At 67.8% G+C, this 14,683-nt stretch carries 12 protein-coding genes and 4 pseudogenes; 2 read left to right on the forward strand and 14 right to left on the reverse strand.

All coding sequences use genetic code 11. The features are described from left to right. Positions 1 to 60: 60 nt before the first annotated feature. From JGR78_RS12480 to JGR78_RS12540, 13 genes and pseudogenes are all read right to left on the reverse strand, one after another. Positions 61 to 666, reverse strand: a pseudogene (locus tag JGR78_RS12480) (IS481 family transposase); the annotation flags it as partial. Positions 667 to 759: 93 nt separating this feature from the next. After that, positions 760 to 1,197 (reverse strand): EamA family transporter, encoded by a 438-nt coding sequence (locus JGR78_RS12485; RefSeq protein WP_182792702.1) that lies wholly within the window; start codon positions 1,195 to 1,197, stop codon positions 760 to 762. Positions 1,198 to 1,247: 50 nt separating this feature from the next. Continuing rightward, positions 1,248 to 1,883 carry a tetratricopeptide repeat protein gene (locus JGR78_RS12490; protein ID WP_182805975.1) on the reverse strand — a complete coding sequence of 212 codons (636 nt, stop codon included), beginning with the start codon at positions 1,881 to 1,883 and terminating at the stop codon, positions 1,248 to 1,250. Further along, on the reverse strand, positions 1,880 to 2,566 hold the full coding sequence (locus JGR78_RS12495) for a Fe2+-dependent dioxygenase (RefSeq protein WP_182792700.1): 687 nt from the start codon (positions 2,564 to 2,566) through the stop codon (positions 1,880 to 1,882). The genes JGR78_RS12490 and JGR78_RS12495 overlap by 4 nt, the downstream gene beginning before the upstream one ends. 55 nt (positions 2,567 to 2,621) lie before the next feature. Next, complete coding sequence (locus JGR78_RS12500; RefSeq protein ID WP_182792699.1) at positions 2,622 to 4,901, reverse strand: TonB-dependent siderophore receptor; 2,280 nt, start codon at positions 4,899 to 4,901, stop codon at positions 2,622 to 2,624. Positions 4,902 to 4,982: 81 nt separating this feature from the next. Then, positions 4,983 to 6,074, reverse strand: a complete 1,092-nt coding sequence (locus JGR78_RS12505) for an alpha-hydroxy acid oxidase (RefSeq protein ID WP_182805977.1) — start codon at positions 6,072 to 6,074, stop codon at positions 4,983 to 4,985. Then, positions 6,067 to 6,357 (reverse strand): DUF2218 domain-containing protein, encoded by a 291-nt coding sequence (locus JGR78_RS12510; RefSeq protein WP_182805979.1) that lies wholly within the window; start codon positions 6,355 to 6,357, stop codon positions 6,067 to 6,069. Before JGR78_RS12510 ends, JGR78_RS12505 begins: the two co-directional genes overlap by 8 nt. An 8-nt stretch (positions 6,358 to 6,365) precedes the next feature. Continuing rightward, positions 6,366 to 7,187 carry an ABC transporter ATP-binding protein gene (locus JGR78_RS12515; RefSeq protein WP_182805982.1) on the reverse strand — a complete coding sequence of 274 codons (822 nt, stop codon included), beginning with the start codon at positions 7,185 to 7,187 and terminating at the stop codon, positions 6,366 to 6,368. Then, positions 7,184 to 8,140, reverse strand: a complete 957-nt coding sequence (locus JGR78_RS12520) for an iron chelate uptake ABC transporter family permease subunit (protein WP_182805984.1) — start codon at positions 8,138 to 8,140, stop codon at positions 7,184 to 7,186. The genes JGR78_RS12515 and JGR78_RS12520 overlap by 4 nt, the downstream gene beginning before the upstream one ends. Positions 8,141 to 8,145: 5 nt before the next feature. Then, positions 8,146 to 9,099, reverse strand: coding sequence for an ABC transporter permease (locus JGR78_RS12525; protein ID WP_182805986.1), 954 nt, complete (start codon positions 9,097 to 9,099; stop codon positions 8,146 to 8,148). After that, complete coding sequence (locus tag JGR78_RS12530; RefSeq protein ID WP_234450742.1) at positions 9,096 to 9,989, reverse strand: siderophore ABC transporter substrate-binding protein; 894 nt, start codon at positions 9,987 to 9,989, stop codon at positions 9,096 to 9,098. The genes JGR78_RS12525 and JGR78_RS12530 overlap by 4 nt, the downstream gene beginning before the upstream one ends. A 1,182-nt stretch (positions 9,990 to 11,171) precedes the next feature. Next, positions 11,172 to 12,202, reverse strand: a pseudogene (locus JGR78_RS12535) (IS110 family transposase). 170 nt (positions 12,203 to 12,372) lie between these two features. Beyond that, positions 12,373 to 12,738 (reverse strand): annotated as a pseudogene (locus JGR78_RS12540) (transposase); the annotation flags it as partial. 411 nt (positions 12,739 to 13,149) lie between these two features. On the opposite strand from JGR78_RS12540, the gene JGR78_RS12545 reads away from it, so the two are divergent. After that, entirely contained in the window at positions 13,150 to 13,392 is a 243-nt protein-coding gene (locus JGR78_RS12545) for a helix-turn-helix domain-containing protein (protein ID WP_182805989.1), read from the forward strand. A gap of 151 nt (positions 13,393 to 13,543) precedes the next feature. After that, positions 13,544 to 14,218, forward strand: coding sequence for a helix-hairpin-helix domain-containing protein (locus JGR78_RS12550; protein WP_234450960.1), 675 nt, complete (start codon positions 13,544 to 13,546; stop codon positions 14,216 to 14,218). Here the strand turns inward: JGR78_RS12550 and JGR78_RS18195 are convergent. After that, positions 14,202 to 14,623 (reverse strand): annotated as a pseudogene (locus JGR78_RS18195) (IS5/IS1182 family transposase); the annotation flags it as partial. The gene JGR78_RS12550 and the pseudogene JGR78_RS18195 overlap by 17 nt on opposite strands. Positions 14,624 to 14,683 lie beyond the last annotated feature (60 nt).

Below are 14,683 nucleotides of genomic sequence, written 5' to 3' on the forward strand. Positions count from 1 at the left end.
GGTCGCTCGGATGCCCCGCGATCTGACGCCTCAAGCGGCGATTTGCTCCTGACATAGGACGTTGTCGGTCAGCACCCGGGCGATCTTCATCGGCGCCGCGCGCTCCAGATCACGAAGGAAACGGCGTGCGTTGGCAGCCGTCTTCGCCGGGTAGACGCGCACGAAGACCCATCGGGTGGCGCGGTCGATCGCGACGAAGAGGTAGCGCCGGCGGTCCTCGTCGGCCATCTGCGGCAGGTATTTGACGTCGATGTGGAGGTAGCCGGGCGCATAGGCCTTGAAGGGCTTGTGCGCGGGCTGCGGCGCGGCAGGCTTCAACTCGCGCAGGTTGCCCGCCCCGTGCCGCCGCAGGCAGCGGTCCAGCCCCGAGCGCGAGACGTCCGGGTTGAGGAACTCGCGCACCACCGAGAGCAGGTCATCGAGCGGCAGCAGCAGGGACCTGCGCAGCGCCACCGCCACGGCCTCCTGCGCCGGCGTGAGCGTGGTCTGAAGCCGGTGCGCCGTGTGGCTCAGGTCATGGACGCTGTCGCGCTTGCGCCATTTCCAGACCGTCTGCTCGGAGATGCCGTAGCGCTCCGCCACTATCCAGGCCGGCTCGCTGCTCGCCTGGATCGCAGCCCGGATCCTCGGTGTCGTCGTCGCCTGCTTGTGCAGAGAGATCAGCATGCTCGCCTCCCGTCCCGGACGTCTCGCAGGATCGATCTTGCCATGAAGAGGGCGGTCCGGCGAGGGTCTATGTGATCGTCCGGGATGGGACAGCTAGCCCTTCCAGGCGACCAGAACCGTCCCGGCGGCGATCAGGAGGATCCCCAGCCAGTTGGGGGCCGACAGGTGCTCGCCCAGGAAAAGGACGCCGAAAACCGCGACCAGCACCACGCTCAGCTTGTCGACAGGTGCGACCTGCGAGGCGTTGCCAAGCTTGAGCGCGCGAAAATAGCAGAGCCACGAGCCGCCAGTGGCAAGGCCCGAAAGGATCAGGAACACCCAGGACCGCCCCGGGATCGTGCCGGGCGGCTGGACCTTGCCCAGCGCGAGGACGATCCCCGTCAGCACCACAAGGATCACGCCCGTGCGGATCAGGGTGCCGAAATCCGAATCCACGTTCTCGACGCCGACCTTGGCAAAGATTGCCGTCAGCGCGGCGAAACCGGCGGACAGCAGCGCCCAGAACTGCCAGGCGAGAAGGACGGATTTCATGGGCGCTCCCCGGATGCTGCTTTGCGGATCATGCGCGCGGGGCCTACCACTCAGTCACGACCGGACAAAGGGGCGGCGAGGCTACGCGCCAGTTCGGCGCGGCGGCAAAGGTCCGGGTGGTCGACGCCGGACAGCGCCTCGGCGACAGCGGCGTGAAAACCGCTGATGCGGCAGCCCAGCGCGCGGTCCAGCCAATCCAGCGCCTCGGGCAGGCGCCCTTCGGCGATCAGGTGGCGGGAAAGGTTGAACTGGCCCCAGGGATCGCCGCGCTCGGCCGAGGCGGTGTAGTAGGCCAGCGCGGCGCTTGGGTCGCGTGGGCCGGCGGCGCCGGTTTCAGCCAGCCTCCCCAGCATGTTCAGCGCCTGCAGCAGACCCCGACGCGCGGCGTCGGCGTAAAGGCGGGTGGCCTCGGCAGGGTCGCGCGGCACGCCCTCGCCACGCAGATAAAGGTCGGCGAGGTTGAACATCGCCCAAGGATCGCCCGCAGCCGCCGCGCGGCGATACCAGCCCGCTGCCTGCACGGCGTCGGGAACCATGCCCCAGCCGCGTTCGGCCGCGCGGCCCAGCATCGTCAGCCCGCGCGCATCGCCCGCCCGCGCGGCCATGCGGAAGGATTCAATGGCCTGTCCCCCTTCACCCGCTTCCAGCAGAAGCTGGCCGGTGGCAAGCGCGGCAGCAGCGCTCACAACTCGGCCCACATCCGCAAAAGGTTGTGGTAATGGCTGACAAGGCCCAGCACGGCGGGCGCCTCGTCCCCCATCACGGCCCGGGCCTGCCGGATCGCCAGGTCGAGGTCGTAAAGCATCGCCCGCCTGCCGTCGTCGCGCACCATCGACTGCGCCCAGAAGAAGCTGCCCCAGCGGCTGCCGCGCGTGACCGGGTTGACCCGATGCAGCGACGAGGCGGGATAAACGACCATGTGCCCGGCAGGCAGCTTGACGGCATGGGTGCCATAGGTGTCCTCGACCACCAACTCGCCGCCGTCATATTCCTCGGGCGCGGTCAGGAAGATCGTGGTGGACACATCCGCCCGCATCCGCATCCCCCCCGATCCGGGGATCGTGCGGATGGCGTTGTCGGTATGGGCGCCGAAGGTCATGCCGGGGTCATAGCGGTTGAACATCGGCGGCAGCACCCGCAAGGGCAACGCGGCCGAGGTATAGGTCGGGTTGCGCGCCAGCGCGTGCAGGACACGCTCGCCCAGTTCCCGCGCGACAGGGGACTCGGGCGGGATCTGCAGGTTGTTCTTGACCGTCGCGGCCTGGTCGCCCGCGGTGTCGCGGCCGTCGGCCCAGGCGGCGCGCTCCAGCACCTCGCGGAAGGCCATGACCTCGGCGGCCGACAGCACGTCGGGGATCTGGATCAGCATCGAAAAACCTCGAAGGAAAGGCGGGACCGCGCCCTTGGGCGGCCCCGACGCGTCGTCAGAAGCGGCTGGACAGGCTGAGGGTGAAGACCCGGCCCGGCTCGGGCACCGCGCGGACGGCGTTGAAGGCCGAGGAGAAGTTGTCCTCGTCCGTCAGGTTGCTGCCGTTCAGCGCGATGCGCCAGTTGTCCTGCTCATAGGCGACCATGGCGTCCAGCGAGAAGGTTTCGGGGATCTCGGCGGTGTTGTCGCTGTTGGACCAGTATTCGGACGCGTAGCGGACGCCCCCCGCCACCGTCACCAGCCCGTTGCTGCGGGCCACCGGCCGTTCATAGCTGGCCCAGAGCGCGAGGTTGTGCCGCGCCACGCCCGAGGCGTCATTGCCCACCGTTTCCTCGTCGGCGCCGCGCCCGCCCCGAAGCTCTCCGTCCAGGTAGGCATAAGCCAGCAGCAGGTCCAGCCCTTCGGCCACCTCGCCCGAGGCGCCGAATTCGAAGCCGCGGATGCGCCGGTTCTCGCCATTGGTGCTGAAGCCGGTGACAGGCTCGCCCGTGGTCGGGTCCACGTCGTAGGAGTTGTCCTTGTCGATCTGGAACAGCGCCGCCGTCAGGCCGACGCGGCCATCCAGCAGGTCGGTCTTGCCGCCAAGCTCGATCAGGTCCGACCGCTCCGGCTCGAAGTCGCGGTCGCTGGCCGGAACCTCGGTGTCGAACGAATTGACGGCAAAGGCGATGTCGGTCCCCAGCGGACGGTAGGACCGCGCCAGCGTCAGGTAGACCATGCGATCGTCCGAGGGTTCCCACATCAGGCTGACCGAGGGGCTGACCTCGAAGCCGTCGGCCTCGCCGCTGGTGGGCGCGGCCCCGCCCACCAGAACGCCGTCGAACGAGCTTTTGAACCAGTCGCCCCGCGCGCTCGCCAGGATCGAGAACTGTTCGTTGAAATGGATGCGGTCGGACAGGAAGATGGCCGCATTCTGCGCCTTGGCGGTGCTCTTGTCGTCGTCCCAGTCGAACGTCGCCCCGCTTGCGTCGCGGATGGGGTCGAGGATGGTCTGGTCGGGGCGCGGCACGGTCCAGGTGCCGCGGCGGCGCTTGTCGATCTGCCAGCTCAGGTCCAGGCCCGCCGTGATTTCATGGCGGATGGTGCCGGTGGTGACCTCTCCGGTGAGGGTCGTCACGTTCTGCACGCCCCAGCCGTCCTGAGCATAGGTCATCCCCCCGCCCGCGCCATAGCTGAGCGGCTGGTCGATCCCGGCCAGCAGCCCGGCCAGGCAGTCGGGGTCGCAGCCGGCTGGGTTGGTGGCCGAGAAATCGCGTTCATAGCGGGTGACGCGGGTGTCGTTCGCCAGGGTCCAGCCACTGTCCAACTCATGGGTCAGGCCCGAGGTGACGGTATGCACGTCGGTGTCGAAACGGTCGGTGCTGCGGATATACGAGGTCTCGCGGTCATAGCCAGGCACGTCGTATTCCAGCAGCGGCCGGCTGATCCCGTCCGGGCCTTCGGCCATCGGTTGGCCCATGTCGGGAACACCCCGGCCGCGCAGATACGAATAGCCGAGGTGCCATTCCGTTCCGGTGCCGAGGCCCCGGCCATAGTCCAGCGCCAGGCCCAGCCGGTCGTCGTCCACCGCGTCCCGGGCGGGGATCTCGCCTTCCTGCAGCATCAGGTTCAGCCGCAGAGCCTGGTCGTCGGCGATGACGCGGTTGCCGTCATACTGCACCCGGGCCAGCCCGCCAGAGGCGACACTGCCCTCGACCTCGTTGAAATCCTCAAGCCCCGCGCGCTTGCGCTGCTGGTTGATCAGGCCGCCGAGGCTGCCCACCCCGAAGGCGTCGCCCGAGGGACCCTTGATGACCTGCACGCCCTCGGTGTTGAAGGTGTCGCGGGTATAGGCGCCAAAGTCGCGCAAGCCGTCCGAATAGACGTCGCCCTGCGCCGCCAGTCCCCGGATGCGGAACTGGTCCCCCGAGGAGCCGCCGCGCCCTTCGCCCGTCGACAGGGTGATGCCGGGGACGTTGCGCAGCGCCTGTTCCAGGGTGGTGGCGTTCTGCTGCCGGATCACCTCGGCGGGGACCACGTTCACGACCTGCGGGGTTTCCCGCACGGTTTCGGGCAGGCGGGCGATGCCGGTGCCGGCGCTGTTGGCGTTGGACGAGCCTTCCGTCGCGGTCAGGACCACCGTGTCCAGTTGCACGGCATCGGGGCGCAGCGGCTCGGACCCTGCGGCGTCCTGCGCCAGGGCGGGCTGGTTCAGGCCCGTGGCGGCAAGGGCACCGATCGAGGCGCCCGCTCCATACAGGATCGGTCGGAGGGACGGCTGGGAACGAAGGGCCATGTTGCGACCTTCCTTTCTGGGTTTGTGCGGCGATGAAAGGCTTGCACGCGCCGGAAAGGGCAACGGACTGGCTATTGCTTACTATTTCCGTCGGGATGTGGGCGTCAAGCCGCCTTCCTGCCCATTGTTGAAGAAAATCAACGCAGGCCCGATGTCGTCCAGCGTGGCACAGCCGCACAGCGCCATTGCGATTCGCAATTCGTCCTGCAGAAGCCGCAGGACATGGGCGACGCCCAGCGCCCCGGCGACGGCCAGCCCCTGCAGCGCCGGACGGCCGACCATCACCGCATCCGCCCCAAGGGCCAGCGCGCGCAGCACGTCCGTCCCGCGCCGGATGCCGCCGTCCAGCAGCAGCGGGACGCGCCTGGCCACGGTGGCAGCGACGGCGGGCAGCGCCTCGATGCTGGCGGGCAGGCCGTCCAGCACCCGGCCGCCGTGGTTCGACACCACGATCCCCGCCGCGCCGGCCCTGATCGCCTGCGTGGCGTCAGTCGGATGCAGGATTCCCTTGACCAACACCGGCAGCGGCGCGGCCGAGCAAAGCCATGCGAGATCCTCCCAGGCCGGGGCGGCCGCGATCAGGTCCTCAAGTCTGCCGCCGCTCACCCGGGGCAGGCCCGCAAGGTTCACCGCCGCCAGCCCTTCCGGCAGAACAAAGCCCGCCCGCATCTCGCGCGGGCGCTGGCCCGCGACCGGGGCATCCACGGTCAGCATCAGGGCCGAATAGCCCGCGTCGGCTGCCCGCTGCGCCAGCGCCAGCGTCGGCCCCTGCCCCATCCAGTAAAGCTGGAACCAGTCGCACAGGGCACCCGCCGCCCGTGCCTCGGACAGCGGGGTCGTGGCCTGCGCGCTCAGCACCATCCGCGCGCCCTGCGCCGTGGCCCCGGCGGCCAGCGCACGCTCGGCCTCGGGGTGGACCAGCCGTTGCCATCCCATCGGGGCGATCAGGACCGGATGCGCGAGCCGGGTGCCCAGCAGCGTCAGGCCGGTATCAGGGGCCGATCTTTGCAGCACCCGCGGCAGGATCGGCAGCGCGTCAAAGGCTGCCTCGTTGCGGCGCAGGGTGATTTCCTCGCCCGCGCCGCCCATGGCCCAGGCGGCGATGCCGGGCGGCAGGGCCGCTGTCGCGGCGCGGGCATAGTCGGCAAGGGTGGGCGGCAGCCCGTCAGCCATCCGCCATGCGCCAGTCGAGCCCCGTGAAGCCGTCCCGGAAGGCGAAGATCACCAGATGCTTGTCCACGACATAGCGCAGGTTGATGATGCCCTTGGCATCCTCGGCCTCGACCTGCGCGACGAAGGCGCCATCCTGGGCGGAAAGCCGGACGCTGCCCGCCTCCATCTCGAAATCGGCGGAATCGGCGTCCGAGCGGACCTCGATCTTGTGGCCGAAATGCTTGGCAAGCTGCTGGACGTATTTCGTGGCGTTCGGGGTGGGGTAGCGGGCGGTCGAGATCATGGTGGGCCTCAATGCAGGAAGGATTGGTCGAGTTCGACCTGTTTCGGGAAAGGGGCGCCCAACTGATCGTGCCAGTGGTGGTGCAGGACCAGCGGGCGGTCGTCGTGGCGGGACACCTCGATCGGCGTGTCGTAAAGCGCGGACAGCACCGGCTCGGTCAGAACGGCTTCGGGCGCACCCTCGGCCACGATCCGGCCGTTCTTCATTGCAACAATGTGGTCGGCCCAGGCAGCGGCATAGTTGACCTCGTGAACGACCGTGACGACGCTGCGGCCACTGCCGCGCACCAGTTCGGCCAGCCGCGCCATCAGTGCCCGTGAATGGGCCATGTCGAGGTTGTTCAGCGGCTCGTCCAGCAGCAGCCAGTCGGTGCCTTGGGCAAAGGTCATCGCCAGATGCGCCCGCTGCGCCTGCCCGCCCGAGATCTCGTCGAGGAAGCGGTCCCTGAACGAGGCCAGCCCGAAGGCCTCCAGCGCCGCCTCGATGGCTGCGCGGTCGGCAGGCCGCGGGCGGCCGTGGTGATGCGGCCAGCGGCCGAAGCCCACCAGTTCCGCCACCCGCAAGCGGCTGGCGATATGGGTCTGCTGGCCCATGACGGCCATGGCCAGCGCCAGCCGCTCGGTCGGTGTGGTGGCAAGGTCGAGGCCGTCGATCTCGATCCGGCCTTGCTGCAAGGGTTCCAGCCGGGCGACCAGCCGCAAGAGCGTGGACTTGCCCGCCCCGTTCGGGCCGATCAGCGCGATCAGCTTGCCGCGCGGCAGGGTCAGGTCGATGTCCTGCAGGATCGGCGCGGCGCCGATATGGTGGCTCAGCCCGTCGATGCGGATCATCGGACACGTCCTTTCAGCAGCAGGAACAGGAAGAACAGGCCGCCCGCGAACTCGACGACGACCGACAGGGTCGCGGTCTGGCCCATCAGGCGCTCGAACAGGGTCTGGCCGGCAACAAGGATCACCGCCCCGATCAGCCCGGCGGCAGGCAGCAGCACCGCATGGCGGGCCGAGGGCGCAAGGCCGTGCGCCAGCCCCGCCACCAGCAGGCCGAAAAAGGCTACCGGCCCGACCAGTGCGGTCGAGACCGAGACCAGCATCCCCACCAGTCCCAGCGTCACCAGCACCAGTCGGTCAAAGCGCAGCCCCAGCGACACCGCGACCTCGCGTCCCAGCGCCAGCACGTCAAGGCGGGGTGCAAGCCAGATGGCGGCGCCCGTGCAAAGCGCCGCGATCGCGCCCGCCACGGGCAGCAGGGCGGCATCGATGCTGCCGAAGCTTGCGAAACTGACGCTTTGCACCACGGCAAAGGCGTTGGGGTCCATGATCCGCGCCAGGAAGGTCGACAGCGACCGGAACAGCACCCCCAGGATCACCCCCGTCAGGATGGTGCGGGGAATGTCCTTCGCCCCCCGGCCGAGCAGCGTGCCGAACAGCAGCGCTGCCAGCAGAGACATGATGGCAACCTCGGCCAGGAACTTGGCGGCATCCGGCAGGGCGGCGAAGCCCGCCACCCCGAGGCTTGCCACCAGTCCGGTCTGCAGCAGCACGTAAAGCGCGTCGAATCCCATGATCGAGGGCGTCAGCACCCGGTTCGCGGCCACCGTCTGGAACAGCACCGTGGCGACGCCCACGGCCACGCCCACGACCACCAGCCCGGCCAGCTTGGTCCCGCGCAGTTGCAGGATGAAGCCGCGGTTGCCGCCGCCGATGCCCTGGAACATCCAGACCAGCGACGAGGCCGCGAGCAGCGCCAGCAGCGCCGCGATCAGGGTGGCGGCGGGCCTATCCATGCGCGCTATCCACGGACGGGCGGCCTATAGAGAAGCCACAGGAAGATCACCGAGCCGATGATGCCCAGGATCGTGCCGACCGGGATCTCATACGGGTGGCGCACGATCCGCCCGATCAGATCACAGGCCAGCAGCAGCCCCGCGCCCCCCGCCGCGACGACGGGGATCGAGGCGCGCAGGTTGTCGCCCATGACGCGGGCAACGATATTCGGCACCACCAGCCCGACGAAGGGGATCATGCCCACGGTCGTCACCACCAGCGCCGAGACGACCGAGACGACCACCATCCCCAGCCGCATCACGCCCCTCGTGGACAGCCCCAGTCCTGTCGCCACCTGGTCGCCCAGTGACAGGATGGCGAAGCGGTCGGCCGCGAACCAGGCAAGCCCCGCCGCCGCGCCCGCGATCCACAGCAGTTCATAGCGGCCGGCGATGATGCCCGAGAACTCGCCCGACATCAGCCAGGTGTTGACGAATTGCAGCAGGTCCGCCTCCCACGCGATCCAGGTGACGACCGATCCGATGATGCCCGACAGGATCAGCCCGGCGATGGGAACCAGCATCACCTCGCGCACCGGCAGGCGGCGGACGATGGCCAGAAACAGCGCGGTGCCCGCCATCGCGGCGAGGCTGGCCGCGACCATCTTGATCCAGATCGGCGCGGCGGGGGCCAGCAGGGTGATCCCCAGCAGCCCCAGCGCCGCGCTTTCGCCGGTGCCCGCGGTGTCGGGGCCGACAAAGCGATTGCGCACGAGGCTCTGGATCACCACGCCAGCGACCGCCAGCGCCGCCCCCGTCAGCAGCACCGCCAGCGTGCGGGGCAGCCGCGATTCCATCAGCACGAGGGTCGTCCAGCCGTCCCCGGCGCCGCGCAGGTCGATCTGCGCCGCGCCGACGCCAAGGCTCGCCAGCGTCAGCGCCGCCAGCGCCAGCCCCGCGACAAGGGGGCGGGCCTTCATCCCGCGAGTGCTGCGACCAGCGCGTCCAGCGTCTCGGTCAGCGCCGTATAGCCGCCGGGCGCGAGATAGACGTTGTCTGCGGGCAGGTAGACGACATTGCCGTTCTTCCAGGCGTTGGTCTGGCGCACCAGTTCATTGTCCAGCGTGGCCTGGGCCGAGGGCTGGTCCGCGCCGATGGCCACGCCGCGGTCCAGTACGAACAGCCAGTCGGGGTTGGTCTGGGCGATGAACTCGTGGCTGATGGCATCGCCGTGGTTGGCCTTTTCGTCCAGCGGCCGGCCCGCCTGCGGCAGCCCGGTCACCTCATAGATCCAGCCGAAACGCGAGTCCTTCCCATAGGCCGACATCTTCGGCCCGTTGGTCAGCACCACCAGCGCGCCGCCCTTGTCGCGGCCGGCTTCCGCCAGTGCCGCAAGCTTTTCATCCAGCGCGGCGGCCAGCGCCTCGCCCTCGACCTGCTTGCCGAACAGCGCGGCCAGCGCCGCCAGCCGGGCCTTGGCGTCGGAGATCAGGTCGGCGCCGTCCACCGTCATGTCGATGGCGGGCGCGACCTGCGCCACTGCGTCCTTCTTCACGGCCGAGCGGTTGGCGACCACGATCAGGTCCGGGCCGATGGCGGCCAGCTTTTCGAGATCAGGCTCCTGCAGGGTGCCGACCGGGGCCGCGTCCTGCGCCAAAGGCTGCAGATGGTCGAGGTAGAGCTTGTCGGGAACCGCCACCGGCTGCACGCCTAACGCCATCATCGTGTCGGCCACGCCAAGATCGAGAACCGCCACCTTTGCGGGCGCCGCCGGCAACGACACGATCCCTTGGGCGGTCTCGACCGTCACCTCGGCAAGGGCGGCAGAGGCAAGCAGGGCCGCCAGACCAGCCGACAAGATCATCCGCATAAGAGTGTCCTTTCCTGAGAAGGCATGTCAGGTATAGTTGGTGGGGATTATTAAATCCGACTAACCGAGTCAACAATACCGGATATGCAGATGCTGACGGCCCGGTAAATATTTCGACGGCTGCTTTTTATGCCGTCCGGTTCAAGGCTGCCACGCTGGCACCGAGGAATAACGCTTCAGCTGCGCTTGCCTTTGCTTCGAACGTGGCCTCCTACGAGACGGTGCGCCTTCTATGTACCGCCTGCTTCGCCCTGAACCGGCCCGCACAGAGGCGCAACAGTTAAATTAGATCTTCTATTGTTCAGGTCCGGCATATGGTGGATCCGAGTTGACGATGGCTTTGTGCGGCTCTGGGGCTTAAGCCCCGGACAGACCGTCTCTTGTGCGTTGCGGGGGTATGAGCAGGCCTCTTGTATCCGATGATCTGGGATCGGCGATTGCGCCGCTGCGGCGGGACAAGCCCGGGGGTGGCCGGGCGCGGTTGCGACAGGCGCCTGGCCTTGGCGGGCATCATCTTCGTGCTCCGATCCGGCATTCCCGGACAGATGCTGCCGGCGGGTTCGGCTGCTCCGGCATGGCCTGCTGGCGCAGGCTGCAGGACCGGCCGAAGGCCGGCATCCGGGCCGGGCTCCATCGCATGCTGCCGGAGCGCCTGCCGGATGATGGACAGCCGGACTGGAGCCGGGCCTCCCTCTACAGCCCCGCCGTGCCGGCGAAAAGGTGGCTGCCGGGATCGGGACAAGCCCGAGGGATCGCGGGCAAACCGGGCACGAAGCGCCCCCTTGCGGTCGACCGCAAAGGCGCCCCCCGCGATGCCGTGCCGGGCCTGCGCCACGGTCGCAGTCGCTCGTGCAAGCGCCCCGACATGAAGCGCCCCGGGTTTACCGGAGAATAGAACACTCAAAGGACGACCCCTATGACGCAACATGTGTAACCGCCCCATGCGCAAGAGGGATCTTCGGAGCTGGTGTTGGCGCTGTCGGGTGCTGACATCTGTCCGGCCTCTGCTGCGGCCTCACACCTGCCGCGGGCCCGTATGGTGTTCGCGGGTCGGGTCCAGATCAAAGCCCCGTGCTCGGAGGCACTCTGTTGCGCACTGGTTCTCCCGATCCTGTCTCACGACCGTTGCGCCATACCGCTCCTTGCCCTCTTCCGCTCCGACCCCCTCGCGACCCTGGTAGCTTACGCCGCCATGGCCGGAGCCCGGTAGGTGCCGCCCCGGACCATCAGGGCCCAAATGATCCGCGCCATCTTGTTCGCGAGCGCCACCCGCACCAGCATCGGCGGCTCGCGCATCAGCAGGCCGCCCAGCCAGGTGCCGGGCTGTGCTTCCCGGTGAATGTGGCGTTTGATGATGACGCTGTTCGCCCCGATGATCAGCAGCCGCCTCAGGGAGCGCTCCCCCATCTTCGTCGTGGCACCCAGCCGCTGCTTGCCGCCGGTCGAATGCTGCCGGGGCGTGAGACCAAGCCAGGCCGCGAAGTCTCGCCCCCCGGCGGAACGTCCCGGGTGGCCGGGGCCAGGACCGCGAGGGCCGTGGCGATCAGCGGACCGATGCCCGGCACCGTCATCAGCCGCCGGGCCACGTCGTTCTCCTTGGCGCGACGGGCGATCTCGGCATCGAGCCTGCCGATCTCCGTCTCCAGGTGAGTGAGTGCCGCGACCAGCACCTTCAGCGTGGTGGTGGCCTCAGCAGGCAGGCCGCTGTCCGGATCCTCGACGATCGCGATCAGCCGTGCGGCATTGGCCGCACCCTGGGGCACGATCTGCCCGAACTCGGCCAGGTGGCCACGCAGGGCGTTGATCGCCTGCGTCCGCTGCCGGATCAGAAGCTCACGCACGCGGAACACCATCGCCGCGCCCTGCGTCACTTCGCTCTTCACCGGCACAAAGCGCATCGTCGGGCGCAGCGCGGCTTCGCAGATCGCCTCCGCATCGGCAGCATCATTCTTCTGGCGCTTCATGAAAGGCTTGACGTAGGCCGGCGGGATCAGCCGCACATCGTGACCCAGCTTCGCGATCTCACGACCCCAGAAACGGGCGCCACCACAGGCTTCCATCGCGACGACGCAGGGCTCCGATTGGCTGAAGAACACCAGCACCTGATGCCGCCGCAGCTTCTTGCGCAGCACCGCTTGCCCAGAAGCGTCGGCCCCGTGAACATGGAACACATGCTTCGCCAGATCGAGCCCGATCATGGCAATCTCCGACATGAACGTCCTCCTTTGTGGATCGTTGCAGACCCATCTTGGCACAGCAATGCCGTCGGGGGGCGGTCACAGCAACAAAGCCTGCCAGCCGCCGGGCGACCCGCAAGGTCCATAGCGTTGAAGAAAAGATCCGCATTGTCCTGGCTGGGCTTGGTGGAGAGGACAGCATCGCAGAGCTGTGCCGCCCCCTGGTGGGCCTCGCTCTTCACGGCGACAAACCGCATCGTCGGCCACGAGGCAGCTTCCGCTATCGCTTCGGCATCAGCCGTGTCGTTCTTCTGCCGCTTCACGAACGGCTTCACATAGGCCGACGGGATCAGCCGCACTTCATGGCCGAGGTCGCTGAACGTCCAGCCCTAGTGATGCGCACTGGCGCAAGCCTCCATTGCCACCACGCACGGCGGCTGCGCGGCCATGAACTTCAGCAGCTGCGCCCGGGACAGCTTGCGGCGAAAAACCACTGATCCATCCGCCTCGGCGCCATGTGCCTGAAACACGTTCTTGGCCAGATCCAGGCCGATGATGCTAACCTCTCCCATGGACGCCCCCCTCCGTAGCGGTGCTTCAACACCTACCACCTTGGCACATCGATGCCGCCGGGGGGCGCCCACCCCCTCGCTTACAGAGAGTCTGGGAGGCCCTCTGGAGGCACGTGAGGCGGAGGCATGTGGTTGGGAATCCAGAACAGGAGAAGGCCTCAGGCGGCCCACTCCGTGGCCGTCAGGCTCGACGCAGGTGCGGTGCTGCTGGGTCTGGTCATGCAAATCTCTCGATCAAAGGCAGTGGAAATGGCATGGCTGGCGAACGCGAACTTGCCCGACTTGGCGGTATTGATCGTAGCAAAAGCCCCGAAAGCCCCGATTTGACATTGCGTCATTCAAGATTGGACGCGGCATTCAAGCGAAAGTAAATTGCTGGATCGATGCGGTTTTCCATGCTGCTGGTGGCGCTTGCAGGCGGTTAGCCGGTCGGCGGAGTTCCTGCTGACCCTCGCGGCGGAATGCGACAGCGAATGCCCTGTGGCGCTGCCCTGCAGCAAGGCGCTGATTGCGGGACAGTCGGGGATGAAGCCCGAGACCCTGCCGTGGACCTTCAACCGGCTGCGCGACCATAGCGTGCAGACAGATGCCGCGGTTGCTCATATCGAGGACATGAAACGTCTGCGCGACTTGGTGAGCTGCAGCCTGACGTAAGGGGCAGGGCCTTGCTGACGTCCTGCCGTCGCGCGAGGACTGTCGATTGCCATCCCTAGGAACGATCTTATTTGCAGATCATCCTGGCAGCGCTCCATCCTCCCTTTTGGGCGCAACCCAGACCATCCCCAGTGCATGACATGACGCCGTGATGAACCAGCAGTCCCAGGATCAGGAGCGTGACGTCCTCGCGGGACTTGTCGAGCGGGTGACGTTCCACAATCCCGAGACCGGCTTTTGCGTGCTGCGCGTCAAGGCGCGCGGGCACCGGGACCTGGTGACGGTGGTGGGCCATGCCGCTGCGATCTCCGCGGGCGAATGGATCAGCGCCTCGGGGCAGTGGAGCAACGATCGCACGCATGGCTTGCAGTTCCGTACGCAGTTCCTCAGGGCGTCCGCACCCACGACTGCCGAGGGCATCGAGAAATATCTCGGCTCGGGCATGATCCGCGGCATCGGTCCGGTCACGGGCAAGCGCCTCGTGCGCCATTTCGGCACGGAGGTCTTCGACATCATCAAGGCCAGTCCCGAACGGCTGCGGGAGGTGGACGGCATCGGTCCTGTCCGCGCCGCCCGGATCGCAGCCGGTTGGGCCGACCAGAAGGCCATCCGCGAGATCATGGTGTTCCTGCACCACCATAGCGTCGGCACCGCGCGCGCCGGGCGGATCTTCAAGACCTATGGCCTCGATGCGGTGCAGGTGATGAGCGAGAACCCCTACCGGCTCACCCGGGATATCCGCGGCATCGGCTTCCGCACTGCCGATGTCATTGCCGAAAAGCTCGGCGTTTGCCCCTTTCCCCTTTTGTTCAGGCGATGCGCATGATCTCGGCCTGTCCAAGGGACGAGAAGCGGTTCATCAGGGCGATGCGGGTGTGGATCTCGGCGGCTTGGCGGTCAGCGTCTCGTAAGACGATGCGCGCGCCGAAGCTCTTGAGGCAGAGCATCTTGGCCTTGATCCGGCTGCGGGCGTGATACCTGGTCCAGCGCTTTCAGTAGGGCCGTCCGAAGTGCCGGATCGCTCGCAGGGTCTCGTTCCTTGCCCGGGCGGCGGGCCCATCCTCTTTCCAGGGACGGCCGTTCCTGCGGATGGCATGATCGCTGTGGCGCCTCGTTCAGCGATGGCCGAGTGGCACTTGCAGGTGTCGCAGGCTCCGTTCGCCGTGACGGTGCCAATGGCTTGGTCCGGCAGCGCCGGGCTGTCTTCCTCGCAGCTGGAGGTGAACTCGACTTGGTCCGCCCCCTGGAAAGTGGTCCTCCCTGAAGCAGGCTTTCGAGCCGGATGGAGGCC

Source organism: Paracoccus sp. MC1862 (assembly GCF_016617715.1).
GTDB lineage: Bacteria > Pseudomonadota > Alphaproteobacteria > Rhodobacterales > Rhodobacteraceae > Paracoccus.